Annotated in this window: 22 protein-coding genes; 11 read left to right on the top strand and 11 right to left on the bottom strand. The window is 63.6% G+C overall.

What is annotated here, in order from left to right:
- Positions 1–104 precede the first annotated feature (104 nt).
- The 3 genes from dnaK (at position 105) to DIE02_RS20975 (ending at position 5,391) form a co-directional block, all read left to right on the top strand.
- Positions 105–2,048, top strand: coding sequence for a molecular chaperone DnaK (gene dnaK, locus DIE02_RS20985; protein WP_044844049.1), 1,944 nt, complete (start codon positions 105–107; stop codon positions 2,046–2,048).
- A gap of 264 nt (positions 2,049–2,312) precedes the next feature.
- Complete coding sequence (dnaJ, locus tag DIE02_RS20980; protein ID WP_044844050.1) at positions 2,313–3,449, top strand: molecular chaperone DnaJ; 1,137 nt, start codon at positions 2,313–2,315, stop codon at positions 3,447–3,449.
- Between the two features lie 4 nt (positions 3,450–3,453).
- Positions 3,454–5,391: a chorismate-binding protein gene (locus DIE02_RS20975; RefSeq protein ID WP_124529728.1), complete on the top strand. Its 1,938-nt coding sequence runs from the start codon at positions 3,454–3,456 to the stop codon at positions 5,389–5,391.
- Between the two features lie 7 nt (positions 5,392–5,398).
- Here the strand turns inward: DIE02_RS20975 and DIE02_RS20970 are convergent, their stop codons facing one another.
- The 8 genes from DIE02_RS20970 to hda all read right to left on the bottom strand — a co-directional run bounded on the left by DIE02_RS20970 (position 5,399) and on the right by hda (position 11,495).
- Positions 5,399–5,845 carry an STY0301 family protein gene (locus DIE02_RS20970; protein ID WP_124487956.1) on the bottom strand — a complete coding sequence of 149 codons (447 nt, stop codon included), beginning with the start codon at positions 5,843–5,845 and terminating at the stop codon, positions 5,399–5,401.
- Complete coding sequence (locus DIE02_RS20965; protein ID WP_260426185.1) at positions 5,845–6,162, bottom strand: BPSL0067 family protein; 318 nt, start codon at positions 6,160–6,162, stop codon at positions 5,845–5,847. Before DIE02_RS20965 ends, DIE02_RS20970 begins: the two co-directional genes overlap by 1 nt.
- A gap of 248 nt (positions 6,163–6,410) precedes the next feature.
- On the bottom strand, positions 6,411–7,226 hold the full coding sequence (panB, locus tag DIE02_RS20960) for a 3-methyl-2-oxobutanoate hydroxymethyltransferase (protein ID WP_044844052.1): 816 nt from the start codon (positions 7,224–7,226) through the stop codon (positions 6,411–6,413).
- A 43-nt stretch (positions 7,227–7,269) separates the two neighbouring features.
- Positions 7,270–7,956 (bottom strand): deoxynucleoside kinase, encoded by a 687-nt coding sequence (locus DIE02_RS20955; protein ID WP_124487955.1) that lies wholly within the window; start codon positions 7,954–7,956, stop codon positions 7,270–7,272.
- Positions 7,953–8,495 (bottom strand): 2-amino-4-hydroxy-6-hydroxymethyldihydropteridine diphosphokinase, encoded by a 543-nt coding sequence (gene folK / locus DIE02_RS20950; RefSeq protein ID WP_044844054.1) that lies wholly within the window; start codon positions 8,493–8,495, stop codon positions 7,953–7,955. Before folK ends, DIE02_RS20955 begins: the two co-directional genes overlap by 4 nt.
- A gap of 35 nt (positions 8,496–8,530) precedes the next feature.
- Positions 8,531–10,066, bottom strand: coding sequence for a polynucleotide adenylyltransferase PcnB (gene pcnB / locus DIE02_RS20945; RefSeq protein WP_124487954.1), 1,536 nt, complete (start codon positions 10,064–10,066; stop codon positions 8,531–8,533).
- Between the two features lie 5 nt (positions 10,067–10,071).
- Positions 10,072–10,749, bottom strand: a complete 678-nt coding sequence (locus DIE02_RS20940) for an HAD family phosphatase (protein ID WP_124529726.1) — start codon at positions 10,747–10,749, stop codon at positions 10,072–10,074.
- Between the two features lie 11 nt (positions 10,750–10,760).
- Positions 10,761–11,495 carry a DnaA regulatory inactivator Hda gene (gene hda, locus DIE02_RS20935; protein WP_044844057.1) on the bottom strand — a complete coding sequence of 245 codons (735 nt, stop codon included), beginning with the start codon at positions 11,493–11,495 and terminating at the stop codon, positions 10,761–10,763.
- A 247-nt stretch (positions 11,496–11,742) separates the two neighbouring features.
- Between hda and purM the strand changes: the two genes are divergently transcribed.
- Positions 11,743–12,798, top strand: coding sequence for a phosphoribosylformylglycinamidine cyclo-ligase (purM, locus tag DIE02_RS20930; RefSeq protein ID WP_124487953.1), 1,056 nt, complete (start codon positions 11,743–11,745; stop codon positions 12,796–12,798).
- 169 nt (positions 12,799–12,967) lie between these two features.
- Here purM and miaA read toward each other — a convergent pair whose 3' ends face one another.
- Positions 12,968–13,945 carry a tRNA (adenosine(37)-N6)-dimethylallyltransferase MiaA gene (gene miaA, locus DIE02_RS20925; RefSeq protein WP_124529724.1) on the bottom strand — a complete coding sequence of 326 codons (978 nt, stop codon included), beginning with the start codon at positions 13,943–13,945 and terminating at the stop codon, positions 12,968–12,970.
- A complete protein-coding gene (mutL, locus tag DIE02_RS20920) occupies positions 13,942–15,945 on the bottom strand; it encodes a DNA mismatch repair endonuclease MutL (RefSeq protein ID WP_124529722.1) in 2,004 nt (667 codons plus the stop codon). Before mutL ends, miaA begins: the two co-directional genes overlap by 4 nt.
- Positions 15,946–16,116: 171 nt before the next feature.
- Here mutL and DIE02_RS20915 point away from each other — a divergent pair, with 171 nt between their 5' ends.
- Entirely contained in the window at positions 16,117–16,800 is a 684-nt protein-coding gene (locus DIE02_RS20915) for a DedA family protein (protein ID WP_044844060.1), read from the top strand.
- A 174-nt stretch (positions 16,801–16,974) separates the two neighbouring features.
- On the opposite strand, the gene DIE02_RS20910 is transcribed toward DIE02_RS20915, so the two are convergent.
- Positions 16,975–17,787: a mechanosensitive ion channel family protein gene (locus tag DIE02_RS20910; RefSeq protein WP_124487949.1), complete on the bottom strand. Its 813-nt coding sequence runs from the start codon at positions 17,785–17,787 to the stop codon at positions 16,975–16,977.
- Between the two features lie 715 nt (positions 17,788–18,502).
- On the opposite strand from DIE02_RS20910, the gene DIE02_RS20905 reads away from it, so the two are divergent.
- The 6 genes from DIE02_RS20905 to wecC are packed head-to-tail and all read left to right on the top strand — an operon-like array spanning position 18,503 to position 24,715.
- A complete protein-coding gene (locus DIE02_RS20905) occupies positions 18,503–19,669 on the top strand; it encodes a polysaccharide biosynthesis/export family protein (protein ID WP_044844062.1) in 1,167 nt (388 codons plus the stop codon).
- Positions 19,670–19,675: 6 nt separating this feature from the next.
- Positions 19,676–20,491 carry an ABC transporter permease gene (locus DIE02_RS20900; RefSeq protein WP_044844063.1) on the top strand — a complete coding sequence of 272 codons (816 nt, stop codon included), beginning with the start codon at positions 19,676–19,678 and terminating at the stop codon, positions 20,489–20,491.
- Positions 20,488–21,150, top strand: a complete 663-nt coding sequence (locus tag DIE02_RS20895; protein WP_044844064.1) for an ABC transporter ATP-binding protein — start codon at positions 20,488–20,490, stop codon at positions 21,148–21,150. Before DIE02_RS20900 ends, DIE02_RS20895 begins: the two co-directional genes overlap by 4 nt.
- Positions 21,147–22,319 (top strand): chain-length determining protein, encoded by a 1,173-nt coding sequence (locus DIE02_RS20890; protein WP_260434487.1) that lies wholly within the window; start codon positions 21,147–21,149, stop codon positions 22,317–22,319. Before DIE02_RS20895 ends, DIE02_RS20890 begins: the two co-directional genes overlap by 4 nt.
- A gap of 15 nt (positions 22,320–22,334) precedes the next feature.
- Positions 22,335–23,453 carry a non-hydrolyzing UDP-N-acetylglucosamine 2-epimerase gene (wecB, locus tag DIE02_RS20885; RefSeq protein ID WP_124529720.1) on the top strand — a complete coding sequence of 373 codons (1,119 nt, stop codon included), beginning with the start codon at positions 22,335–22,337 and terminating at the stop codon, positions 23,451–23,453.
- Positions 23,447–24,715 (top strand): UDP-N-acetyl-D-mannosamine dehydrogenase, encoded by a 1,269-nt coding sequence (gene wecC / locus DIE02_RS20880; protein ID WP_044844067.1) that lies wholly within the window; start codon positions 23,447–23,449, stop codon positions 24,713–24,715. Before wecB ends, wecC begins: the two co-directional genes overlap by 7 nt.
- Positions 24,716–24,721: the final 6 nt, after the last annotated feature.

The following is a 24,721-nucleotide window of genomic DNA, read 5'->3' as shown; positions in this document are numbered from 1 at the left end:
TCGGCCGGACGCATTTCGGGAACAGAGTTGAATTCTGGCGCGCGAAACTGCCCAAAAACGCGGGGTTTCGCGCAGCAAACAAGCATTTCTGGAGATTAGTGAAAATGGGAAAGATCATCGGTATTGACCTCGGCACCACGAACTCGTGCGTCGCCATCATGGAAGGCAACCAGGTCAAGGTCATCGAGAACTCGGAAGGCACGCGCACGACGCCGTCGATCATCGCCTACATGGACGACAACGAAGTGCTCGTCGGCGCGCCGGCCAAGCGTCAGTCCGTGACCAACCCGAAGAACACGCTGTTCGCCGTGAAGCGCCTGATCGGCCGCCGCTTCGAAGAGAAGGAAGTCCAGAAGGACATCGGCCTGATGCCGTACGCGATCATCAAGGCCGACAACGGCGACGCATGGGTCGAAGCGCACGGCGAGAAGCTCGCGCCGCCGCAGGTTTCGGCCGAAGTGCTGCGCAAGATGAAGAAGACGGCCGAAGACTACCTCGGCGAGCCGGTCACGGAAGCCGTGATCACGGTGCCGGCGTACTTCAACGACAGCCAGCGCCAGGCAACCAAGGATGCCGGCCGCATCGCGGGCCTCGAAGTCAAGCGGATCATCAACGAGCCGACGGCAGCCGCGCTCGCGTTCGGCCTCGACAAGGCCGAGAAGGGCGACCGCAAGATCGCCGTGTATGACCTCGGCGGCGGTACGTTCGACGTGTCGATCATCGAGATCGCGGACGTCGACGGCGAAATGCAGTTCGAAGTGCTGTCGACCAACGGCGACACGTTCCTCGGCGGCGAGGACTTCGACCAGCGCATCATCGATTACATCATCGGCGAGTTCAAGAAGGAGCAGGGCGTCGACCTGTCGAAGGACGTGCTCGCGCTGCAGCGCCTGAAGGAAGCCGCTGAAAAGGCGAAGATCGAGCTGTCGTCGAGCCAGCAGACCGAAATCAACCTGCCGTACATCACGGCCGACGCATCGGGTCCGAAGCACTTGAACCTGAAGATCACCCGCGCGAAGCTGGAAGCGCTGGTCGAGGATCTGGTCGAGCGCACGATCGAACCGTGCCGCATCGCGATCAAGGACGCCGGCGTCAAGGTGTCGGACATCGACGACGTGATCCTGGTCGGCGGCCAGACCCGCATGCCGAAGGTGCAGGAGAAGGTGAAGGAGTTCTTCGGCAAGGATCCGCGCCGTGACGTGAACCCGGACGAAGCCGTCGCAGTCGGCGCGGCGATCCAGGGCCAGGTCCTGTCGGGCGACCGCAAGGACGTGCTGCTGCTCGACGTGACCCCGCTGTCGCTCGGTATCGAGACGCTCGGCGGCGTGATGACGAAGATGATCAACAAGAACACGACGATCCCGACGAAGCACGCTCAGGTGTATTCGACGGCGGACGACAACCAGTCGGCCGTGACGATCAAGGTGTTCCAGGGCGAACGCGAGATGGCGGCAGGCAACAAGCTGCTCGGCGAGTTCAACCTCGAAGGCATCCCGCCGTCGCCGCGCGGCGTGCCGCAGATCGAAGTGACCTTCGACATCGACGCGAACGGCATCCTGCACGTCGGCGCGAAGGACAAGGCGACCGGCAAGGAAAACAAGATCACGATCAAGGCGAACTCGGGCCTGTCCGACGCTGAAATCGACCAGATGATCAAGGACGCGGAGGCGAACGCAGCGGAAGACCACAAGCTGCGCGAGCTGGCTGATTCGCGCAACCAGGGCGACGCGCTGGTCCACAGCACGAAGAAGGCGCTCACCGAGTACGGCGACAAGCTGGACGCGGGCGAGAAGGAAAAGATCGAAGCGGCGCTGAAGTCGCTCGAGGACGTGCTGAAGGATACGTCGGCCGACAAGGCGGCGATCGACGCGAAGGTCGAGGAACTCGGTCAGGCTTCGCAGAAGCTCGGCGAAAAGATGTACGCCGACATGCAGGCGCAGCAAGCCGGCGCGGCGGGTGCAGCGGAAGGCGCGGCCCAGGCGGGCGGTGCGCAGCAGGCTGCCGATGACGTCGTCGACGCCGAGTTCAAGGAAGTGAAGAAGGACTAAGCCGGGTTGCAATGGCACCGTACGCCGCGCGTGAAAACGCGCGCGGCGCGGTTGACCAACGACTGAAAGCGGTCTGTCTTTCCTTCCGGATGGCCGGATCGACTCCACGCCTGGCGGGCTTCGCGGCCCTCCGGGCACATTTGTTTTTTGGCGGGTGCTGCGCGAGCCGTCCGCGGACGGCGCAGCGCCAGACGAGTCGAGAGACTTTACTGCGGGCGAAAGGAGCCGCCGCGTGCGTGACGCGCGACGGCACAGTGAATCGATATGGCGAAACGGGATTACTACGAGGTTCTGGGCGTCGCGAAGAACGCGAGCGACGACGAAATCAAGAAGGCGTATCGCAAGCTTGCGATGAAGTATCACCCTGACCGCAATCCGGACAACAAGGATGCGGAAGAGCATTTCAAGGAGGCGAAGGAAGCCTATGAAATGCTGTCGGACGACCAGAAGCGCGCGGCGTACGACCAGTACGGCCACGCGGGCGTCGATCCGAACATGGGCGGTGCGGGCGCACAGGGTTTCGGCGGCTTCGCGGATGCGTTCGGCGACATCTTCGGCGACATCTTCGGCCAGGCCGCGGGCGGTGCCGCGCGCGGCGGCCGCGGCGGTCCGCAGGTGTATCGCGGCGCCGACCTGCGCTACAGCATGGAAATCACGCTCGAGCAGGCCGCGCACGGCTACGACACGCAGATCCGCGTGCCGAGCTGGGTATCGTGCGAAGTCTGTCACGGGTCGGGCGCGAAGCCCGGCACGAAGCCGGAAACCTGCCCGACCTGTCACGGCCAGGGCACGGTGCGCATGTCGCAGGGCTTCTTCAGCATCCAGCAGACCTGCCCGAAGTGCCACGGCACCGGCACCTACATCCCGGAACCGTGCGTGCACTGCCACGGCTCGGGCAAGGTGAAGGAAACCAAGACGCTCGAAGTGAAGATCCCGGCCGGCATCGACGACGGGATGCGGATCCGCTCGGCCGGCAACGGCGAGCCGGGCATCAACGGCGGGCCGCCGGGCGACCTGTACGTCGAGATCCACATCAAGCCGCACTCGGTGTTCGAGCGCGACGGCGACGATCTCCACTGCCAGATGCCGATTCCGTTCACGACCGCCGCACTGGGCGGCGAGATCGAGGTGCCGACGCTGGCCGGCCGTGCGTCGTTCCCGGTGCCGGAAGGCACGCAGTCGGGCAAGACGTTCCGCCTGCGCGGCAAGGGGATCAAGGGTCTGCGTTCGAGCATCGCGGGAGATCTGTACGTACACGTGCAGGTCGAGACGCCCGTGAAGCTGACCGACCAGCAGCGCGATCTGCTCAAGCAGTTCGAGAAGTCGCTGGCCGAGGGCGGTGCGCGTCACAGCCCGCAGAGCAAGAGCTGGTTCGACCGGGTGAAGAGCTTCTTCGAGTAACGGCATGACTGAAGGCAACGAGAGCGCGTCGTTCGCGCTCTTGGACGATTGCGACTCGACCGCGTCCGCGCGGTCGAGTCGTTTGTATTCCGGTTTCGTGCGCGAACGCGTGTGCACGGATCCGGCACGGCTCGACGAAGTCGATGCGGCGGTGGCGCAGGATCTGCGCGACGGGCTGCATGCGATCGTCGTCGGCGACTACGAATTCGGACGCAATCTGGACAGAGCGCAGCCGGGCCATGCCCCGCTGCGCTTTTTGCTGTATGCGCGCTGCGAGCGCCTGTCGCGCGATGAAGTCGATGCATGGCTCGCGCAGCAGGACGGCGGCGGCCCGCCGTCGATCGCGGGCGTCGCGCACGTCGCGAAGAGTGTGTCGCGCGACGCGTTCGACGCGGCGATCGCCGCGGTGCACGACGCGCTGCGGGCGGGCGATTCGTATCAGATCAACTACACGTACCGGCTGAATTTCGACATGTTCGGCACGCCGCTCGCGCTGTACCGGCGGCTGCGCGCGCGTCAGCCCGTGCGTTACGGCGCGCTGATCGCGCTGCCCGACGGCGCGTGGGTCGTGTCGTGCTCGCCGGAGCTGTTCGTCGAGAAGCACGGCGACGTGCTGTGCGCGCGGCCGATGAAGGGCACCGCGCCGCGCTCGGCCGATCCGCGCGACGATGCGGCGGCTGCCGCGTTCCTCGCGAACGATCCGAAGAACCGCGCGGAAAACGTGATGATCGTCGACCTGCTGCGCAACGACGTGTCGCGGATCGCGCGCACGGGCACGGTCAAGGTGCCGGCGCTGTTCTCGGTCGAGCCGTACGCGTCGGTGTGGCAGATGACGTCGACGGTCGAGGCCGGCTGGCGCGACGGCACCACGTTCGCGCAGATGCTGCGTGCGCTGTTTCCGTGCGGATCGATCACCGGTGCGCCGAAGCACAAGACGATGGAACTGATCGACGCAATCGAGTCGACGCCGCGCGGGCTCTATACGGGCGCGATCGGCTGGCTCGATGCACCGAAGGAAGGCCCTTCGGCAGGCGCTGCGGTGCCCGACGGCGTGGCCGGCTGCGGCGATTTCTGCCTGTCGGTCGCGATCCGGACGCTGACGCTCGATGCGATCGCCGTCGATGCGGCCGCAACGATCGACGCGCGCGACGCGGCAACGGCCGCTAGCGGCCGGCGGCGCGGCAGGATGGGTGTCGGCGCGGGCATCGTGCTCGACAGCGTCGCCGCCGACGAATATGCGGAGTGCGAATTGAAAGCGCGATTCCTGACCGATGCCGATCCTGGCTTCCATTTGTTCGAAACCACGGCCGCGACACGTGCGGACGGCATCCGGCATCTCGAGCGCCATCTCGCGCGGCTGCAGCGCAGCGCGGATGCGTTCGGCTTCCGCCTCGACGCCGACGCGTTGCGCCGCGAGATCGACGTGCGCTGCGCGGCGCTCGACGGCGACGGCCCGTACCGGATGAAGCTCGCGCTCGCGAAGGACGGCACGGTCGACATCACGGCCGCGGTATTGAAGCTGCTGCCCGCGGGGCCGGTCGGCGTGATGCTCGCGTCCGCGCACGGCTTTGCGCCAACCCGCACGGACGACGCGCTGCTGCTGCACAAGACGACGCGCCGCGCCGAGTACGATCGCGCGTGGCAGGCGGCGGAAGCGCTCGGCGGCTTCGACATGCTGTTCGTGAACGAGCGCGGCGAGGTGACGGAAGGCGGGCGGTCGAATGTGTTCGTGAAGCGTGATGGCGTGTGGTTGACGCCGCCGTTGTCGTGCGGCGTGTTGCCCGGCGTGATGCGCGGTGTGCTGCTCGACGATCCGGCGCTAGGCGCAAAAGAGCGTGTGCTGACGCTCGACGATGTGCTGAACGCAGACGAGTTGATGATCTGCAATGCATTGCGCGGGTCGGTCGCGGCGCGGCTGATTCAAGGCAGCGCACCGGCCTGAACGCGGATTACTTCCGCGGCGTGCATTGCCAGCTTTGTACGATGGCGTGCCCACGCCTGTAACGCGCGACGCAAGTCTGCGCCTGTCTGCCGAGCGGTCGTGCGATCACGACGCTCGTATTCCCGTAGTCGCATGAGACCCAGTAATCCTCACGGTTTTCAGCGAGCGACCAGGTATAGACGTCGCTTTTAGGTTCGGAGCGCGAGCGGTTCGGCAGCAAGGACATCATCCGGTCCGGCGGCCCTGACCAGAAGGTGACGCTGGCAAGCGGGTAGGTGCTTTGCGTGTCGAAGCTTTTCCAGCCATCGGGTGGTTGACCGTCGAGTTGCTGGGTAACGGCAACGCGTGCGGGGCAGTCTTCGGTCGCAGCGGACGCGGGTAATGCGACAAGTGAACTGCATGCGAGCGCGGCGATGGCGAGCAGCCGATACGGTGTTTGGCGGATGAGCGTCATTATTTCACGACCGAAAATGCATCGGCGTTATTGCTCGGATCGATGTAACGGCCATTTTTGTCCTTGCCTTTGAACGGAATGCATCTTCTCTGAATTGCCTTGAGTGAGCGCCATTGTTCAACGACGTGGATACCGCGCACATCCTGGCCCAGATAGAACGCCGCATGATTGCCATGCGATCGGCTTGGGTAGCGATCGTTCTCGAAAGTCGCAATGACGGTACCGGCGCGGATACTCCCGTCGCCGCCTATCTTTTTTCTGGGCGCCAGATGGCGGTGGGGCCGGCGGAAGTAAAAATTTTGACCAGCGCGACGCATTCTCCGTCGCCTGCCAGCTTTTGCCCGACGAGGTCAGCCGCCTTTTCATACACGTGCGCCATCCTTTCCACTCCTTCGATCGACGAAGGCTTGATGGTCGCAGCGACGAAGGTGTGCAGGAATAGGACGAGTTAGAAAGTACGCGCTGTTCGTCATGCACTACGAGAAACGGCGCACCGCATCGCGGCCACGTCAGCGAGTGTGCCGCAGCAAGCGCCGACCGCGCGCCACGGCACGCCCGTCCCGCGTCAGAACGAGTGTTCCGGGCCCGGGAACGTGCGGTCCTTCACCGCGCTCACATACGCCTCGACGGCCGCCTGGATGTTCGGCTGGCCCTGCATGAAATCCTTCACGAAACGCGGCCGCTTGCCGGGGAAGATGCCGAGCATGTCGTGCAGCACCAGCACCTGACCCGAGCAATCGAGCCCTGCGCCGATGCCGATCGTCGGGATCTTCAGCATGTGCGTGACTTCGGACGCGACGAGCGTCGGCACCGCCTCGAGCACCACGAGCTGCGCGCCCGCATCTTCGATCGCCCGCGCATCGCGCAGCAGCTGCGCGGCGCCGGCTTCCGTGCGGCCCTGCACCTTGAAGCCGCCGAACGCATGCACCGACTGCGGCGTGAGGCCGAGGTGCGCGCACACCGGCACCGAGCGTTCGACGAGGAAGCGGATCGTGTCGGCGAGCCATTCGCCGCCTTCGAGCTTCACCATCTGCGCGCCGGCGCGCATCAGCGTGACCGCGTTCGCGAACGCCTCGGCCGGCGTGCCGTACGTGCCGAACGGCAGATCGGCGACGACGAGCGCGCGCGGCTGCACGCGCGCGACGCATGCGGTGTGGTACGCGATGTCGTCGAGCGACACCGGGAGCGTGGTCGTGTGGCCCTGCAGCACGTTGCCGAGCGAATCGCCGATCAGCAGCACGTCGGTGCCGGCGCGATCGAGCAGCGCGGAAAAGCTCGCGTCGTAGCAGGTGAGCATCGCGATCTTCTCGTCGGCTTCGCGCATTGCCTGCAGCTTGGGCACCGTGACGGCAGGCCGGCTCGATTCCTGGAGATAGGTCATGGGAAATCCGGTTCGATGGGGAGGAACGACAGGCGAGGACGCGTCAGCGCGTCGTCTCGCCCTTGACGAAGAATTCCTTGCGGCCGCGCATCGTGTCGATGCGCTCGATCAGCAGCGCGAGGTCTTCGGGGGAATCCAGCGGGTTCAGGTGTTCGGCTGCGACCGTTAGCACCGGCGTGCGGTCGTAGTGATAGAAGAATTCGTTGTATGCATCGACGAGCGAGCGCAGGTACGCGTCGCTGATCTGCAGCTCCATCGGCAGCCCGCGCTTCTGGATGCGCGAGAACAGCACCTCGGGGCTCGCCTGCAGGTAGACGACGAGATCGGGCGCGGGTGCCTGCGGCACGTCGAGGTGCGTCGCGATCGACCGGTACAGCTGCCATTCGTCTTCCGGCAGGTTCAGCCGCGCGAAGATGTCGTTCTTCTGCGGCATGAAATCGGCGACGACGGGCCGGCCCGTATCGAGCGCGCCGATCAGTTCGCGCGCCTGCTGCGCGCGCTGCAGCGCGAACGACAGCTGCGCGGGCAGCGCATAGCGCGCGGTGTCGCGATAGAAGCGTTCGAGGAACGGGTTGTCCTGCGGGCGTTCGAGCAGCGCCTGCATCGACCAGCGCTCGGCGAAGAGGCGCGCGAGCGTCGTCTTGCCGACGCCGATCGGGCCTTCGATCACGAGGTAGCGATGCGGGGCGCGCAGGTCGGGCGCGGTGACGGTCAGCGGAGTGGTGTTCATCGGCAGGGGTTCTTGTCGGCGTCAGCGCCGGCGGCAAGGGCCTTCTGCATCAGGCATTGGCAGGTCTGCACCTTCTCGACGCGCTGATCGGCGACGGCGGCGAGGAACGCATCGGCGCGGCCGCGCGCGGGGATGTCGAGCGCCGGTTCGATTTCGACGAGCGGCACGAGCGCGAATGCGCGATCGGTGAGGCGCGGATGCGGGACGATCAGGTCGGGTTCGTCGATCGAATCGGAGCCGAACAGCAGGATGTCGAGGTCGAGCGTACGCGGCGCGTTGCGATACGGGCGCTCGCGCCCGAAGTGATGTTCGATCTTCTGGCAGAGCGCGAGCAGCTCCCGGGCCGACAGCGTCGTGTCGAGCTTGACGACGCAGTTGTAGTAATCGTCGCCGCCCGCTTCGAAGGGCGCCGTGCGATACAGGCTCGATTTGCCGAGGATCGAGATGGTGCGCTGCTGCGCGAGGCACACCACCGCGTCCTTCAGGGTCTGGCGCGCATCGCCGAGATTCGCCCCCAGTCCGATATATGCAACCGTCATGGCATCACTTCCTACGTCGTTCGCCGGCGAGCGCGTCAGTCGTCGGAACCGCCCGCGGTGTCCGGCGCCTGCTCGGCGGCGCCTTCGCCCGGCTTGCGGTTTCGCGCACCGCCGCGGCGGCGCCGCTTGCGGGGCGATTTTTCCTTCGAGCCGCCCTGCGTGAGGAGTGCCTCACGGGCGGCCGCGTCGCCTTCGATGAAATCCGTCCACCACTGTCCGACTTCCGCATCGAGCTCGCCGGATTCGCAGCGTAACAGGAGGAAATCATACCCCGCTCTAAACCTTTGGTGTTCCAGCAGCCGCATCGCGCTGCGGCCCGAGCGTTTTTCGAGGCGCAGTTGCAGGCCCCAGATCTCGCGCATGTCGGCCGAGTAGCGCTTGTGGATCGCGAGCTTCTCGGTCTGCATGTCGAGCACGTCGTCCATCGCGCGATGGAGCGCCGGCACCGGGATTTCGCCCTCCGCCGTGTATTGCTCGAAGCGCTGGCGCATGTCGTGCCACAGCAGCGTCGCGAACAGGAAGCCCGGCGACACCGGCTTGCCGGCGCGCACGCGCGCGTCGGTGTTGTTCAGCGCAAGCGTGATGAACTTCTCGCCCTGCGGCTGCTCGAGCACGACGTCGAGCAGCGGCAGCAGCCCGTGGTGCAGGCCTTCCTTGCGCAGCTGCTGCAGGCACGCGAGCGCATGGCCCGACAGCAGCAGCTTCAGCATTTCGTCGAACAGGCGCGCGGCCGGCACGTTGTTGATCAGGTCGGCGAGCGCGTTGATCGGCTCGCGCGTGTGCGGCTCGATCTCGAAGCCGAGCTTCGCCGCGAAGCGCACGACGCGCAGCATCCGCACCGGATCCTCGCGGAAGCGCGTGGCCGGGTCGCCGATCATCCGCAACAGGCGGGCGCGCATGTCGGCCATCCCGTCGTGGTAGTCGAGCACCGTCTGCGTCGACGGGTCGTAGTACATCGCGTTGATCGTGAAGTCGCGGCGCGCGGCGTCTTCGTGCTGTTCGCCCCACACGTTGTCGCGCAGCACGCGGCCGCTCGCGTCCACCGCGTGCGTGCGGCGGTCGAGCTCGTCGCGCTTCAGGCGCTTCGGCGGCTCGGCCGCGGCGGCTTCGGGCGGCGCGTCGACCAGCGCGCGGAAGGTCGACACCTCGATCAGTTCCTGGCCGAACTGCACGTGGACGATCTGGAAGCGGCGGCCGATCAGCCGCGCGCGGCGGAACAGGCGCTGCACCTCGGTCGGCGTCGCGTCGGTCGCGACGTCGAAGTCCTTCGGCGCGATGCCGAGCAGCAGGTCGCGTACGGCGCCGCCGACGATGAACGCGCGAAAGCCCGCCTGCTGCAGCGTGTCGGTCACGCGCACGGCGTTCCGCGAGATCAGCGACGGATCGATCTGGTGCACGCTGGCCGGCACGACGGTCGGCTCGTGGTTGCTGCGCGCCTTCCTGGCGCCGCCGCCGCGGCTCCCCTTCGCGGGGCGCGGGGCAGGGGCCGTTTCGACGGCGGGCGCCTCGACGGGCGACGTGTGTTCGGCGCCGTCCTGGCCGAGCAGCTTGCGAATGAATTTTTTGATCACGACGTTCAGAAGAGATCGAGGATGCGCCAGCCGCGGTCGCTTGCATGCGCACGCAGCGTGTCGTCGGGGTTGGTCGCGATCGGGTCGGTGACTTTCTCGAGCAACGGGATGTCGTTGTGCGAGTCGCTGTAGAAGTAGCTGTGTTCGAAGTCGTCCCAGTGCTTGCCGAGCGACGTGAGCCACGCTTCGGTGCGCACGATCTTGCCTTCGCGATAGCTCGGCGTGCCGGTCGGCCGGCCCGTGTACGGCGAGTCGGGATGGCCGTCGGTCGTTTCGACCTCGCACGCGATCAGCGTGTCGACGCCGAACGCGGTCGCGATCGGACGCGTGATGAACTCGTTGGTCGCGGTCACGACGCAGCACAGGTCGCCGGCATCGAGGTGCTTGCGCACGAGTTCGAGCGCGGCGGGCGTCATCGCGGGGCGGATCACCTCGTGCATGTACTGCTCGTGCCATTCGGCCAGCTGCGCGCGCGAATACTTCGCGAGCGGCGTGAGCATCGCGCACAGGTACGCATGGATGTCGAGCTTGCCGGCCTTGTAGTCGGCGAAGAACTGATCGTTCTGACGCGAGAAGCTTTCCGCGTCGACGATGCCGAGCTTCACCATGAAGCGGCCCCATTCGTGGTCGCTATCGGTCGGGATCAGCGTGTGATCGAGGTCAAAGAGTGCCAGATTAGTCATGGAAACGCATTTTACTCGAAGCGGTTCGGGCCTGTGCCCGGTGGTGCGATGTCGTCGCCGGGGCGGGCCAGCATCCGGCGCAGCAGCGGCAGCGTGACGGCGCGTTTCTGCTCGAGCGAGAAGCGGTCGAGCGCGTCGAGCAGCGCCATCAGGCTCGGCATGTCGCGGCGGAAATGGGTGAGCAGGTAAGCGGCGATGTCGTCGGTGAGCGCGATCCCGCGCTCCTTCGCCGCGAGCTTCAGCACGGCGATCTTGCCGGCGTCGGACGGCGGCGACAGGTGGAACACGAGCCCCCAGCCGAGGCGCGTGCGCAGATCCTCGCGCACGTCGAGCGCGAGCGGCGCCGCTGGGCCCGCCGCGACGAACGCGCTCGACGGGTGCGCGCGGACCTCGTTGAACAGGTTGAACAGCGCGACCTGCTGCGTGTCGCTCATCTTGTCGCAGTCGTCGATCGCGTAGATGCCGATGCGCGGGTCGAACGTGAACGCGCCGAGCGGGCTTTGCGGCGTCAGGTAGCGCGCGTAGCCGTACGACGCGTCGCTCACGAGCGCCTGCAGCAGGTGGGTGCGGCCGCTGCCGGGCTCGCCCCAGATGTAGAACGACCGGTCCGGCACGGGCCCCGCCGCGAGCGCGAGGTCGAGCTTCTGGAGCCGCGAGATGAGCTCGTCGTTCTCCTCATTCATGATGAAGTTGTCGAACGTGGCGGGCGGCGGCGTGCCGAGATCGAGCGTCAGTTGACGGGACACAACAGTCACAATGCAGGTCGGTTGATGAAACGCGCGCCGTACGCCGGGCACGCGCGGGGGGCTGCTCCGGTGCCTGAACACGCGGCCGCACGCACGGCGGCGCGCGGTTTCCGGCGCGGCTCGCGGGGCGATGAAAACGGGGACGTGTCGACCAAGATGCAATCCCTGACGATTCGGTGCTGGGAATTCCGGCCAACGGGCCGGCTTCGGGTAAAATCGCATTTTACCGACCTTCTCGCATTCCCCCATGAATCCTCCGAAATCCGCTCCCGACGCCCAAGGTCTGTCCTACCGCGACGCAGGCGTCGACATCGACGCGGGCGACGCGCTCATCGACAAGATCAAGCCTTTTGCGAAGAAAACCCTGCGCGACGGCGTGCTCGGCGGCATCGGCGGGTTCGGCGCGCTGTTCGAAGTGCCGAAGAAGTACCAGGAGCCCGTGCTCGTGTCGGGCACCGATGGCGTGGGCACCAAGCTCAAGCTGGCCTTTCATCTGAACAAACACGACACCGTCGGCCAGGATCTGGTGGCGATGAGCGTGAACGACATCCTCGTGCAGGGCGCCGAGCCGCTGTTCTTCCTCGATTACTTCGCGTGCGGCAAGCTCGACGTCGACACGGCCGCGACCGTCGTCAAGGGCATCGCGCATGGTTGCGAACTGTCGGGCTGCGCGCTGATCGGCGGTGAAACGGCCGAAATGCCGGGCATGTACCCGGACGGCGAATACGACCTGGCCGGTTTCGCGGTCGGCGCGGTCGAGAAGAGCAAGATCATCGACGGCAGCACGATCGCCGAAGGCGACGTGGTGCTCGGCCTTGCCTCGAGCGGCATCCACTCGAACGGCTTCTCGCTCGTGCGCAAGATCATCGAGCGCGCGAACCCCGACCTGTCGGCCGATTTCCACGGCCGCTCGCTGGCCGACACGCTGATGGCGCCGACGCGCATCTACGTGAAGCCGCTGCTCGCGCTGATGCAGAAGCTGTCGGTGAAGGGCATGGCCCACATCACCGGCGGCGGCCTCGTCGAGAACATTCCGCGCGTGCTGCGCGAAGGCCTCACGGCCGAGCTCGACCAGACCGCGTGGCCGCTGCCGCCGCTGTTCAAGTGGCTGCAGGAGCACGGCGGCGTCGCCGACGCGGAAATGCACCGGGTGTTCAACTGCGGGATCGGGATGGCCGTGATCGTCTCGGCGGCCGATGCCGACGCGGCGATCGCCGACCTGACGGCCGCCGGCGAACAGGTGTGGAAGATCGGCACCGTGCGTGCGAGCCGCGAAGGCGAGGCGCAGACGGTCGTGGTCTGACGCAGCGCACGCAGGATGCAGCAAGGAGAGCCGCCCGGAGTCGATCCGGGCGGCTTTTTTTCTGGCGTGGCGCTTGGCGTATTGGCGGGCGGCCCGAAAGAGGAACGACGCTGACCGAAGACGAGGGTATCGCGCGCAAGCAGGATCGATGCGCGGCGATCCTGCCCCGTTATTGATCGTCGATGCGGCCGTCGAGCACGCGTTCGAGCGTGTCGAGCGCCTGCGCCGTCGAATCCGGCGCGACGCAGTCGACGACGATCCGCTCCGGCATCGCGCGCAGCCACGTGATCTGCCGTTTGCACAGCTGGCGCGTCGCGAAGATGCCTTTGTCGCGCATGGTCCGGTAGTCGGTGTTGCCGTCGAGGAATTCCCATGCCTGCCGGTAGCCGACACAGCGCATCGACGGCAGGCCGAGATGCAGATCCTCGCGGCGGCGCAGCCGTTCGACTTCGTCGATGAAGCCCGCGTCGAGCATCGCGTCGAAGCGTTGCGCGATGCGCGCGTGCAGCACCGCGCGGTCCGACGGTTCGAGCGCGACCGGCACGAAGCGATAGGCCGCGGCCGCGTCGTCCGCGCGCCGCGGCGCGGCGAGCAGCACCGACATCGGCTGCCCGCTCAGCAGGAACACTTCGAGCGCGCGCTGGATCCGCTGCGAATCGTTCGGTGCGAGCCGCGCGGCCGTCGCGGGGTCGACCTGCGCGAGCCGCGCGTGGAGTGCCGGCCAGCCGTCGCGCGCGGCCTCGGCGTCGAGCTCCGCGCGCACGGCGGGATCGGCGGTCGGCAGGTCGTTGAGGCCCTGCGTGAGCGCCTTGTAGTACAGCATCGTGCCGCCCGCGAGCAGCGGCGTGCGGCCGCGCGCGGCGATCTCGCCGATCAGGCGCAGCGCGTCCGCGCGGAATTCGGCCGCCGAATATGCGTCGGCCGGGTCGATGATGTCGATCAGGTGATGCGGCACGCTCGCGCGCTCGTCGCGCGTCGGTTTCGCGGTGCCGATGTCCATGTCGCGGTAGACGAGCGCCGAATCGACGCTGACGATCTCGATCGGACGGCGCGCGGCGAGCGCCAGCGCCGCGGCCGTCTTGCCCGATGCAGTGGGGCCGAGCAGGCAGGCGATCGTCGTCGGAGCGGACTGCGGTGAAGCGTTCATTGCCCGCGCATGAAGAGACGGTCGAGATCGTTCAGCGTGAGCTGATACCACGTCGGCCGGCCGTGATTGCACTGGTCCGCACGTTCGGTCGCTTCCATCTGGCGCAGCAGCGCGTTCATCTCGTCGAGCGTCAGGCGCCGGTTCGCGCGCACCGCGTGGTGACACGCAAGCGTGCCGAGCAACTCGTGCTGGCGTTCGGTGAGCACGCGCGAACCGCCGAACGCGTGCAGGTCGGCGAGCACCGCGCGCGCGAGCGACTGCAGGTCCGCGTCCTTCAGCAGCGCGGGCACCGCGCGGATCGCGAGCGACGTCGGCGACAGCACCGCGAGGTCGAAGCCGAGCGATTCGAGCGTGTCGCGTTCTTCCTCGACCGTGCCGATCTCGACCGGCGTCGCCGTCATCGAGATCGGCAGCAGCAGCGACTGCACGGCGACCGTGCGGTCGGCGAGCGCGTTCTTGAACTGTTCGTACAGGATCCGTTCGTGCGCCGCGTGCATGTCGACGATCACGAGGCCGTGCGCGTTCTGCGCGAGCACGTAGATCCCGTGGATCTGGCCGAGCGCGAAGCCGAGCGGCTGCTCGTCGTGCGCGGTGGCGGCGAGCGGCGACGCGACGAAGCCCGACAGCGGCGCGGCCGGCGCGGCCGGCGCAGCCGCTGCATCGGCCGCGTCGCGCGCGACGATCGTCGTGCCGTCCGGCGTGCCCGCGCCGGTGTCCTTGCGGCCGAACAGCGCGTCGTAGAGCGCGAGCGGCTGCGCGACCGGCAGCGTGCCCTGCGTCATGCGCGCCTGGCGCATCCACGTGTTGCCCGACGACGAAGAGGACGACGGCGACGAGAAGCCGCTGCCGCCCGTGCCGGCGGCCGCGCCCTGGCCGAGCGGCGTATTCAGGAACGACGCGGGGCCGCTCGGCGCCGGTGAGAGTTGTGCGGCATGGCCGCCCACGGTGGTTTCCGGCGACGCGCCTGCATGGCGCGCGAGCGCGCGCTGCACCGCGTGGAAGACGTACTGGTGGATCGAGCGCGAATCGCGGAACCGCACCTCGATCTTCGACGGGTGCACGTTCACGTCGACGGATTCGGGCGGCAGATCGAGGAACAGCACGTACGACGGGTAACGGTCGCCGTGGAGGACATCCTCGTACGCCGCGCGCACCGCGTGCGTGAGCAGCTTGTCGCGCACGAAGCGGCCGTTGACGAAGAAGTATTGCTGGTCGGCGCGGCCGCGGCTCGCGGTCGGCAGGCCCGCGCAGCCGTAGACGGCGAGCGGCCCGGCCTGCTCGTCGAGCGGCAGGTGTGCGGTCGCGAAGCCGTCGCCAAGGATCTTCGCGACGCGCTGTGCGGGTTCGGTCGCGTTCCAGTGCTCGACGGCCTTGCCGTTGTGCAGCACCGAGATCGCGACGTCCGGCCGCGCGAGCGCCGCGCGGCGGATCATTTCGAGGCAGTGGCCGAACTCGGTCTGCTCGCTTTTCAGGAATTTGCGGCGCGCGGGCGTGTTGAAGTACAGCTCGCGCACCTCGATCGTCGTGCCGACCGCGCCGGCGGCCGGCGATAGCGCGCCCGTGGTCGCGTCGATCTTCGTCGCATGCGCGACCTCGGCCGTGCGGCTCGTGATCGACATCTCGGCGACCGACGCGATCGACGCGAGCGCTTCGCCGCGAAAACCCAGCGTCGCGACCGCCTCGAGCTCCTCGAGCGAGCGGATCTTGCTCGTCGCGTGGCGCATAAGCGCGAGTGGCAGTTCGTCGGGCGGAATCCCGCAGCCGTCGTCGGTGATCGAGATGCGCTTGACCCCGCCTTCCTCGAGCACGATGCGCAGCGTCGTCGCGCCGGCGTCCATCGCGTTCTCGAGCAACTCCTTGACGACCGACGCCGGGCGTTCGACCACCTCGCCGGCGGCGATCTGGCTGATCAGCTGGTCGGGCAGGGGCTGGATCGCGCGCAGCGGGCGCGCGGCGGGCGTGGGCACGGCGCCTGCGGCCGTTTCGGTGATTTCGGACATGGCCGAATTATAGCGAGGCGGCGGCGGATGCCGTGGCCGGGGCCGCTTACGTTTTTTTCACGGAGCCTTAAGGTAGTTTCGGTATGATGACTGCGTTCCGCGCACCGCCTTGTCCGGCGGGCACTCCCGCTTTTCGGCCACTCCGGCCCTTTCGCCTTCGAGGAATCGCATTTGGATACGCTGCTTCATTTCGTCAACCTGGTCCTGCATATCGACGCGTTCCTCGGCGACTTCATCCGGCAGTACGGTGCGTGGGTGTATCTGGTGCTGTTCCTGATCGTGTTCTGCGAGACGGGGCTCGTCGTGTTGCCGTTCCTGCCGGGCGATTCGCTGCTATTCATCGGCGGCGCGTTCGCGGCGACGGGCGACATGAACGTCGGCGGGCTGATCGTGCTGCTGCTGGTCGCGGCGATTGCCGGCAATACCGTGAACTACCTGATCGGCCGCTGGGTCGGGCCGAAGGTGTTCAATACGCATATCCCGGTGCTCGAGCGCTTCCTCGATCGCGCGGCGCTGCAGAAGACCCACTCGTTCTACGACAAGCACGGCGGCAAGACGATCGTGCTGGCGCGCTTCATCCCGGTCGTGCGCACGTTCGCACCGTTCGTCGCCGGCGCGTCGTCGATGAGCGTCGCGCGCTTCCAGCTGTTCAACGTGGTCGGCGCGTTGCTCTGGGTGCTGCTGCTGGTGCTGCTCGGCTACTTCTTCGGCAATATTCCGTTCATCCGCCAGTATCTGAACGTGATCGTGCTGGCGGGGATCGGCGCGGCGATCGTGCCGGTCGCGCTCGGCGCGCTGTGGAAGCTGGTGCGCGGGCGGCATTCGGGCGGTACGCAGAACACGCGCGGCCACTGAGCCTGCGCGTTTTCGCTTCGGCGCAGTAAAAAGCGTGGCAGTTGCCACGCTTTTTTTTCGTCCGTGCGGTTCGTGCGGTCCGATCGATTGCCGATGTGCGGTATCGGCCGATCCGGCTGCTTGACGCCGGCTGCTTCAGTCAGAATCCTGCGAACCGCTTGGCGACACCGTTCCTCAGGTCGTGCGATGGAAGATCGGCGTTTCGGGCGTCGGGTATTGCGCGTCGCGGAACGTCTCGAGGATCACGCGGTTGGTGTCGCAGTACACCTGCCAGTAGTTCTCCGGCTGCGTCGACGGACGCACGAACAGCAGCGGGCCTTCCGGCGTGAACTGCAGCACGCCGACGTCCGGCGCAGGCACCTTCATCACGTTCGGGATCAACTGGATCTGCGTCTTCAGGCGGTTGATCGCATCGGCCGCGTCGACGCCGTTCGCGATCTTCGCGGTCAGGTCCACGCGGCGATGCGGCGTCGCGCTGTAGTTCGCGATGTTGTCCGAGAAGATCTTGTTGTTGCCGACGATCGTCACGACGTTGTCGGCGGTGATGATCGTCGTGCCGAACAGGCCGAGTTCCTTCACCGTGCCCGTGACGCCGCCCGCGCTGATCACGTCGCCGATCTTGAACGGACGCAGCACCTGCATGAACACGCCGGCGGCGAAGTGCGCGAGCAGGCCGCCCCACGCCGTGCCGATCGCGAGGCCGAGGCCGGCGAGCAGGGCGGCGAACGACGTGGTCTGAACACCGAAGATCTGCAGGATCGCAAGGATCAGCAGGATCGTCAGCAGCACGCTGACTACGGAGGTCAGGTAGTCGGTGAGCGTCGGGTCGACCTTGCCGCTGCGGCGTACCACCTTGCCCAGCAGGCGCGTGCCGAGGCGGATCGCCCAGCGGCCGATGAACCACAGGACGATCGCGGCGAGGAGGTTGAGGCCGAAGTCGAGGCCGCGGGTCATCAGGAATTGCTGGGTGGATTCCAGGTTCGGCATGGGGGCTCCATGGCGGGTTTAAAGAATGGCCTGCGGCCGATTTTCGTCGCACGGTTATAACCGACCTGCATGACCGAGACAACCACCGCACCTGCCGGAGCAGCGGCATGTAAAACGTTTCAATCCGCGTGTCGCATGCCGTTTGCCACCGACACGAACATTGTTAAATCGGGTATGCAGTCCGTATTAATTACCGCTTATTACCGGTCGATCGTGATGCGGACTGATTCTGTAACTTACAGAGTGATTTCGGGTGTGTCCGACTTCCATGCGATAATGCCGGCGTCGGGAGACCCTGCGCTGTAAGTCGCAAGAACCTGAGCGGGCAGTTCGATTGCATGAGACGGTCGAACACCCCTGATAACAGGCGCAATCGGCCGGCTGCCAATGCCGGACGTGCTTTGCAGGTGTGCCGTCGTGTTGGTTATTTTCCGTGGTTTTCCGACGTTCGTTCGCTAACTGGCCAGGTATCCGTGGCGGGATTCGACGTGCAGTAACCATTTCTTCTGTTGTCACAGAGGGGGGATTTGTTGCTTTTTCGGTCGTCAATGTCCGAAAGAGTGCAAATTTAAGTGAAGAATTTTTGAGACGCCGGTGGCCTGATCGAGTCAATCGGCTGAGGAATGAGCGTTCGGGTGTTCGGGGGATGCGTTGATTGAACGCCCGGGAAATGACGCTTGCAAATCAATAGTAAAAAGTCTTGGCCTCAAGATCCATGAAAAAGAGTGTATTGGCAATTTCCGTTCTTGCCGCTGTGGCGCTTTCGGGGTGTGCAACCTATCCGGACTGGATACCTGCTTCCGGTGCGTCGCGCCAGAAAGTGCAGGAAGTGCCGGAAACCGGCGGACGGATCGAAGGCATCCAACTGGTGGACGTCAACGATACGTTGGCGCGGAAACTTGCCGACAGCAAGAAGCTGGGCCAATTCGCGAACATCTTTCCGAGTGCGGTTACCAACAACTACCTGATCGGCCCGGGCGACGTCATCGAAGTGACGATCTGGGAGGCGCCGCCGGCGATGCTGTTCAGCACGCTGGCGCCCGCGCAGCCGATGACGACGAGCACGGCCAACAGCGTCACGCTGCCCAACCAGATGGTGGCCTCGGACGGCACGATCACCATCCCGTTCGCGGGGCGGATCCCGGTCAAAGGGCGCACGACGGAGCAGATCGAGTCGAGCATCGTCGGCCATCTCAAGGGCAAGGCGAACCTGCCGCAGGTTCTCGTCAGCGTCACCAAGAACAATGCGTCGAACATCACGGTCGTGGGCGAAGTCAACACGAGCGCGCTGATGCCGCTGACCCCGAAGGGCGAGCGTCTGCTCGATGCGCTGGCATTTGCGGGCGGCGTGAAGCAGTCGGTCAACCGCATGGCCGTGCAGCTTTCGCGAGGCAGTGTCACCGCGACGATGCCGCTCGATTCGGTCATTCGTGATCCGCACCAGAACGTCGTGCTCAAGCCGGGCGATGTCGTGACGGCACTCTTCCAGTCGCAGAGCTTTTCGGTGTTAGGCGCAACGGGCAAGAACGACGAGATTCCTTTCGAAGCACAAGGCATTTCGCTGGCCCAGGCGCTCGCGCGTTCGGGTGGCCTCAACGACAACCGCGCCGACGCGCGCGGCGTGTTCGTGTTCCGGTTCGAAGACGCGAAGCTGGTCGATGCGCAGGACAAGGCGGTCAGGGCCATCAACGGCACCGTGCCGGTGGTCTACGAGATCAACCTGCGGGATCCAGCAGCGTTCTTCGTGACACAGAACTTCCCGATTCAGAATCATGACGTGATTTACGTCTCGAACTCGCCCGAGGTTGAGTTCAAGAAGTTCCTTACGCTCGTTGTGATGGTCGCCAGCCCGGCGGCTACCATTAACCGGGAACTGGAGTAACGCGCCATGGACGGAAACGTGCGTACTCCGATGGAGATTACGGTTTCGGTCTGGCGCGCGATGTTTCTGCGCGAGGCGTTGGATCGCCTCTTTGAAGCACGGGCGGCTTGGCTCTGGCTGCTGATCGAGCCCGTGTTCTATATTGCGATCCACGCCTTTGGATATATCACGTTCCACATTCACCAGATTGGCGGAATCGAGATAACCATGTGGATCATCGCCGGCTTCATTGGATTTCTGCTTTGGCGGCGTACTTGGGTTCAGGTATTGCATGGGATCGACTGCAATAAGGCCTTCTTCGTATACCGGCAGGTCAAGCCATTCGATGCGGCGTTCATGCGGGCTGTTCTCGAGTTGTTTTTGATGATTCCGATTTCAATCGTCATCTTCTTCATCGCTGTCGCTGCGGGTCGGATGATCACGCCGGGTATGCTGAATCCGGTTTTTCTGCCGGCAGATCCGTTGCTGATGATAGCCAGTATTTTTGGACTGTGGCTGTTTGCGCTAGGCTTTGGTTTGATTACTTCGGTTGCGATGAAATTCGTGCCGGAGCTCGACCACGTTTTCAAAATACTTTTTTTGCCATTGTTTTATATCTCCGGGGCGATGTTTCCGATTGCGCTGGTACCAACGCCGTATCGTGAAATATTGCTAATTAATCCGGTTGTGCATGGCGTTGAGTTGCTGCGGCTCGGATTTTTGTCCTCATATCATACGCTCCCCGAAGTGAGTCTTGCCTATCTATATGAAGGCGGGATTATATTTATGCTTGTGGGTCTGATGCTCTATCGGCGATTTGCAAAAAAGCTGGTGATGAAATGATCATTATCGAAGATGTTCATAAGCGATATCTGACAGAGCACGGAGCCGGCAAGTGGGTGCTGCAGGGTATTAGTATGACGATCCCGCCGAAACGGAATATTGCCCTGATCGGTGTGAACGGTGCGGGCAAGTCGACGCTGCTGCGTATTATTGGGAACGTTGATTACCCGACAAAGGGACGAGTTGAGCGACGCTGTCGCGTATCCTGGCCAGTAGGTGGAGGGGGTTTGGAAGGGACGCTGACCGGGCGTCAGAATGCGAAGTTCGTTTGCAGGGTGTACGGTCGTGAAGAAGAATTGAAGGATCGACTCTCGTTTATTCAGGACTTCACCGAACTGGGTGATTCATTTGATGAGCCCGTGCAGACGTATTCGTCTGGGATGCGGTCGCGTCTCCAGTTTGCGCTGTCGATTGCTTTCGAGTTCGATGTATATATTTCAGACGAAGTGACGGCTGCGGGCGATGCTAGATTTAGAAAAAAAGCCGCTGATGCTTTCAAGAATAAGGTTGATCGGGCTAGCGTGATCATGGTGTCCCATGACGAAGGTACGCTAAAACAGTTTTGCCAGTCCGGTATCTGGATCAATGGCGGTAAGGCATATTGGTTCGACGAACTTGATGAGGCATTGAGGGCTTATAAGGACGCTATCTTGGTATGAAAGAACTAACAGTGAGCAGAAGTGGGCGCATTGGTGCCAAGCTGGCTGCGGTATATGGAAGAGGGAAGTCGACGCTTTTCTCGATGGAAGTATTTCGGCTGATTATCAAGGTGATCTTGATTTATGCGGTTCTCGCCACCGTGTATTGGCTGTTCATCGCTTCCGATCGATTTGTATCGGATGCGAATGTGATCATCCGATCCACCGATCAGATCAGCAGTCCGAGTGTCGATGTATCAACGCTCGTTCCCGGTGCTGGTGGTCCCAATCGCGGTGATCAGTTGCTGTTGCGCGAATATCTTCTGTCGGAAGATGTTCTTAAGAAGTTGGATGCCGCTTTGGATTTGCGCTCTCATTTCAGCGATGGACATCGAGATCCTATTTCGCGGATGTGGTTCAAGAACGCACCGATGGAGTGGTTCTATCGCTACTGGCTGTCGCGTATCGATGTCGAGTACGACGACTACAGCGGTGTACTGCGCATCCAGGCACAAGCCTATGATTCGAAGACTGCGCAGGAAATCGTCAATTTCATGGTTCGCGAAGGTGAAGCACACATGAATCAGATTGATCATGAATTGGCTTTGTCACAGGTGCGCTTCCTCGAGCGGCAGGTGACGCTGGCGCATGGCGGTCTTCTAGATGCGACGCATACGCTGATCGATTTTCAGAACCGCAAGGGGTTAATGGCTCCACAGGCAACGGCCGAGAGCCAGAATGCGCTGATTGACAAGCTCGAAGCGCAAAAAGTTGATGTGCAGACGCAAATTGCTTCATTGCCTCCAACGTTGAGCCCGGATCAGCCCACCGTGGTGATGCTCCGGAACAACCTCAACGCGCTTCAAAAGCAGATCGCGCAAAAGCGGGCTGAATTGGCGTCACCGTCGAAAGGGACGCTCAACTACACCGTAGAGGAGTTCCAGCGCCTACAGATGCAGGTGAGTTTTGCACAGGACTTGTACAAAACTGCGCTTTCGGCGCTTGAGAAAGGGCGGATGGACGCAGCCCGCACGCTCAAGATGGTTTCAATCCTGCAAGCACCAACGAGACCGAGTTATCCATTGCAGCCGAAGCGACTCTATAACGCATTTCTGACTCTGCTGCTTGCTACCTCCTTGATTGGGGTTTTGAAATTGTTGGAAAGCATCATTCGTGATCACGTAGATTGAGTTTCGGGGGATTCAATGAGGGCCTTGATTATCCTTGGAACCCGGCCAGAAGCGATAAAAATGGCACCATTGGTCGGTGTACTGAGGAATGAACCTGAGATCGAGACGAAAGTCTGCGTAACGGCACAGCATCGTCAGATGCTCGACTCCATGCTCGATTTTTTCGGCATCTGTCCCGACTACGATCTTGACGTCATGGCACCGGATCAAACGCTGACCGGGATGACGAGCAGAGCGCTGGCTGGCCTCGACATCGTATTGAGTGAGGCTCGGCCGGATCTGGTTCTGGTGCAGGGAGACACGTCGACCACGCTTGCCGCCGCTCTGTCCGCACACTATCGACAGATCGAAGTCGGGCACGTCGAGGCCGGTCTGCGGACCGGTGACATGCTAGCTCCTTGGCCGGAGGAGGCAAATCGCAGGTTGACGAGCGTTCTGGCCAAATACCATTTCGCGCCGACATCCAGCGCTCGTGACAATCTGCTGCGGGAAGGCATTGCTGAATCGAGTATCCACATAACCGGAAATACAGTTATCGATGCCCTTCTGGCCACGGCAGCAAAGATGCGTGACGACACTGCACAGCGCAGCGAGCTTGATTCGCGTTTCGGTTTTCTCGATCCGAAGAAGCGTTTGATTCTTGTCACCGGACATCGCAGAGAGAATTTGGACGGTGGCCTCGACTCCGTGTGCTACGCATTGCGGGAAATTGTCCGGCGTGGCGACGTGGAAATCGTCTTTCCGGTCCATCTCAATCCTCGGGTCCGACAGTCCGTATATCGCCTTCTCGGCGACGTTCCGGGCGTGTATCTGATGGGGCCGCAGGACTATCTGCCCTTTGTTTACCTGATGGACAGAGCCACGCTGCTGATTTCGGATTCGGGTGGAATTCAGGAGGAGGCGCCGGCCTTGGGCAAGCCGGTGCTTGTGACACGTGAGACGACGGAGCGTCCGGAAGCGGTGGCCGCCGGCACGGTGCGGATCGTCGGCACTAGCCAAGCGGCAATAGTTTCGGAGGCGTGCAGACTTCTCGACGATCCGATTGGATATGCCGCCATGGCCCGGGCGGCCAACCCCTACGGCGATGGCAATGCTGCCCAGCGCATCCGCGATATTTTGGTGAACGCATGTTGAATACGATTTCCATAATTGGCCTCGGCTACATAGGCCTGCCGACTGCTACGTTATTCGCGTCGCGCAAGATTCGGGTTATTGGCGTCGATGTGTCTTCGCATGTCGTCGATACCATTAACCGAGGGAATATCCATATTGTCGAACCAGAACTCGACATTCTGGTTCACGCCGCGGTGGGTGCCGGTTACCTGCGCGCGACGACTCACGTCGAGCCTGCCGATGCGTTCATCATTGCCGTGCCGACGCCGCTGACGGCAGACCGAAGGCCGGATTTGAGCTACATCAAGGCTGCGGCCAAATCGATTGCGCCCGTGCTGGCCAAGGGCAACTTGGTCATTCTCGAATCGACATCGTCGGTCGGTGCGACCGAATTGCTGGCGAACTGGTTGGCAGAAATCCGCCCGGATCTTACTTTTCCGCAACAGACTGGAGAAGCATCCGATATTCGGATCGCTCACTGTCCCGAGCGCGTCTTACCTGGCCGCATCGTGCATGAACTGGTCGTTAACGACCGTGTGATCGGCGGGATGACCGCGAGTTGCTCCAAGGCGGCGATTGCGCTTTACAGCTTAGTGGTACAAGGCGACTGCATTGTCACGGATGTTCGCACTGCTGAAATGTGCAAGCTCGCCGAAAACAGTTTCCGTGACGTCAATATCGCCTTTGCGAATGAACTGTCGATGATTTGCGACAAGCAAGGTATCGACGTTTGGGAACTGATCAAGCTGGCAAACCGGCATCCCCGCGTCAATATCTTGCAACCGGGGTGCGGGGTGGGGGGGCACTGCATTGCGGTCGACCCGTGGTTCATCGTGGACGGCGCACCGCAGGACGCGACGCTTATCCGTGCTGCACGCAGTGTCAACGACGCGAAGCCGGACTGGGTTATTCGCAAGGTCGGTGAGGCTGTCGAAGTGCTGTCCCGTTCGGGTGTCCCGGCCGAGGAAATTTGTGTTGCTTGCCTCGGTATCACATACAAGGCGGATATCGACGATTTGCGCGAAAGCCCGGCCCTTGAAGTTGCGCAGGCGCTCGCGAATTGCCATCGCGGAAAAATCGCGATCGTGGAACCGAACCTTCAAACGTTACCCGATGAGCTTGCAGCGGGAAGAGCAACATTGTCCGCACTGGATGATGCGATTGCGGAGGCTCACGTCCTCGTCCTGCTTGTCGATCATGCAGAGTTCAAAAACTTGAAGCCCGAGCTTGGCGGCAGGCAATTGCTTGTCGACACGCGTGGTGTCTGGAAAAACGCAAAATAAATGATA

The organism is Burkholderia sp. Bp8991 (assembly GCF_003853795.1).
GTDB lineage: Bacteria > Pseudomonadota > Gammaproteobacteria > Burkholderiales > Burkholderiaceae > Burkholderia.
Note: the sequence above shows the minus strand (reverse complement) of the source record. Positions and strands in the feature narration are given on the sequence as shown.

What these genes read in the sequence shown, in the direction of transcription:
- dnaK (WP_044844049.1), top strand. Translation starts at nt 105, where the DNA reads ATGGGAAAGATCATCGGTATTGACCTCGGCACCACGAACTCGTGCGTC.
- dnaJ (WP_044844050.1), top strand. Translation starts at nt 2,313, where the DNA reads ATGGCGAAACGGGATTACTACGAGGTTCTGGGCGTCGCGAAGAACGCG.
- DIE02_RS20975 (WP_124529728.1), top strand. Translation starts at nt 3,454, where the DNA reads ATGACTGAAGGCAACGAGAGCGCGTCGTTCGCGCTCTTGGACGATTGC.
- DIE02_RS20970 (WP_124487956.1), bottom strand. Translation starts at nt 5,845, where the DNA reads ATGACGCTCATCCGCCAAACACCGTATCGGCTGCTCGCCATCGCCGCG.
- DIE02_RS20965 (WP_260426185.1), bottom strand. Translation starts at nt 6,162, where the DNA reads ATGCGTCGCGCTGGTCAAAATTTTTACTTCCGCCGGCCCCACCGCCAT.
- panB (WP_044844052.1), bottom strand. Translation starts at nt 7,226, where the DNA reads ATGACCTATCTCCAGGAATCGAGCCGGCCTGCCGTCACGGTGCCCAAG.
- DIE02_RS20955 (WP_124487955.1), bottom strand. Translation starts at nt 7,956, where the DNA reads ATGAACACCACTCCGCTGACCGTCACCGCGCCCGACCTGCGCGCCCCG.
- folK (WP_044844054.1), bottom strand. Translation starts at nt 8,495, where the DNA reads ATGACGGTTGCATATATCGGACTGGGGGCGAATCTCGGCGATGCGCGC.
- DIE02_RS20940 (WP_124529726.1), bottom strand. Translation starts at nt 10,749, where the DNA reads ATGACTAATCTGGCACTCTTTGACCTCGATCACACGCTGATCCCGACC.
- purM (WP_124487953.1), top strand. Translation starts at nt 11,743, where the DNA reads ATGAATCCTCCGAAATCCGCTCCCGACGCCCAAGGTCTGTCCTACCGC.
- miaA (WP_124529724.1), bottom strand. Translation starts at nt 13,945, where the DNA reads ATGAACGCTTCACCGCAGTCCGCTCCGACGACGATCGCCTGCCTGCTC.
- mutL (WP_124529722.1), bottom strand. Translation starts at nt 15,945, where the DNA reads ATGTCCGAAATCACCGAAACGGCCGCAGGCGCCGTGCCCACGCCCGCC.
- DIE02_RS20910 (WP_124487949.1), bottom strand. Translation starts at nt 17,787, where the DNA reads ATGCCGAACCTGGAATCCACCCAGCAATTCCTGATGACCCGCGGCCTC.
- DIE02_RS20905 (WP_044844062.1), top strand. Translation starts at nt 18,503, where the DNA reads ATGAAAAAGAGTGTATTGGCAATTTCCGTTCTTGCCGCTGTGGCGCTT.
- DIE02_RS20900 (WP_044844063.1), top strand. Translation starts at nt 19,676, where the DNA reads ATGGACGGAAACGTGCGTACTCCGATGGAGATTACGGTTTCGGTCTGG.
- DIE02_RS20895 (WP_044844064.1), top strand. Translation starts at nt 20,488, where the DNA reads ATGATCATTATCGAAGATGTTCATAAGCGATATCTGACAGAGCACGGA.
- DIE02_RS20890 (WP_260434487.1), top strand. Translation starts at nt 21,147, where the DNA reads ATGAAAGAACTAACAGTGAGCAGAAGTGGGCGCATTGGTGCCAAGCTG.
- wecB (WP_124529720.1), top strand. Translation starts at nt 22,335, where the DNA reads ATGAGGGCCTTGATTATCCTTGGAACCCGGCCAGAAGCGATAAAAATG.
- wecC (WP_044844067.1), top strand. Translation starts at nt 23,447, where the DNA reads ATGTTGAATACGATTTCCATAATTGGCCTCGGCTACATAGGCCTGCCG.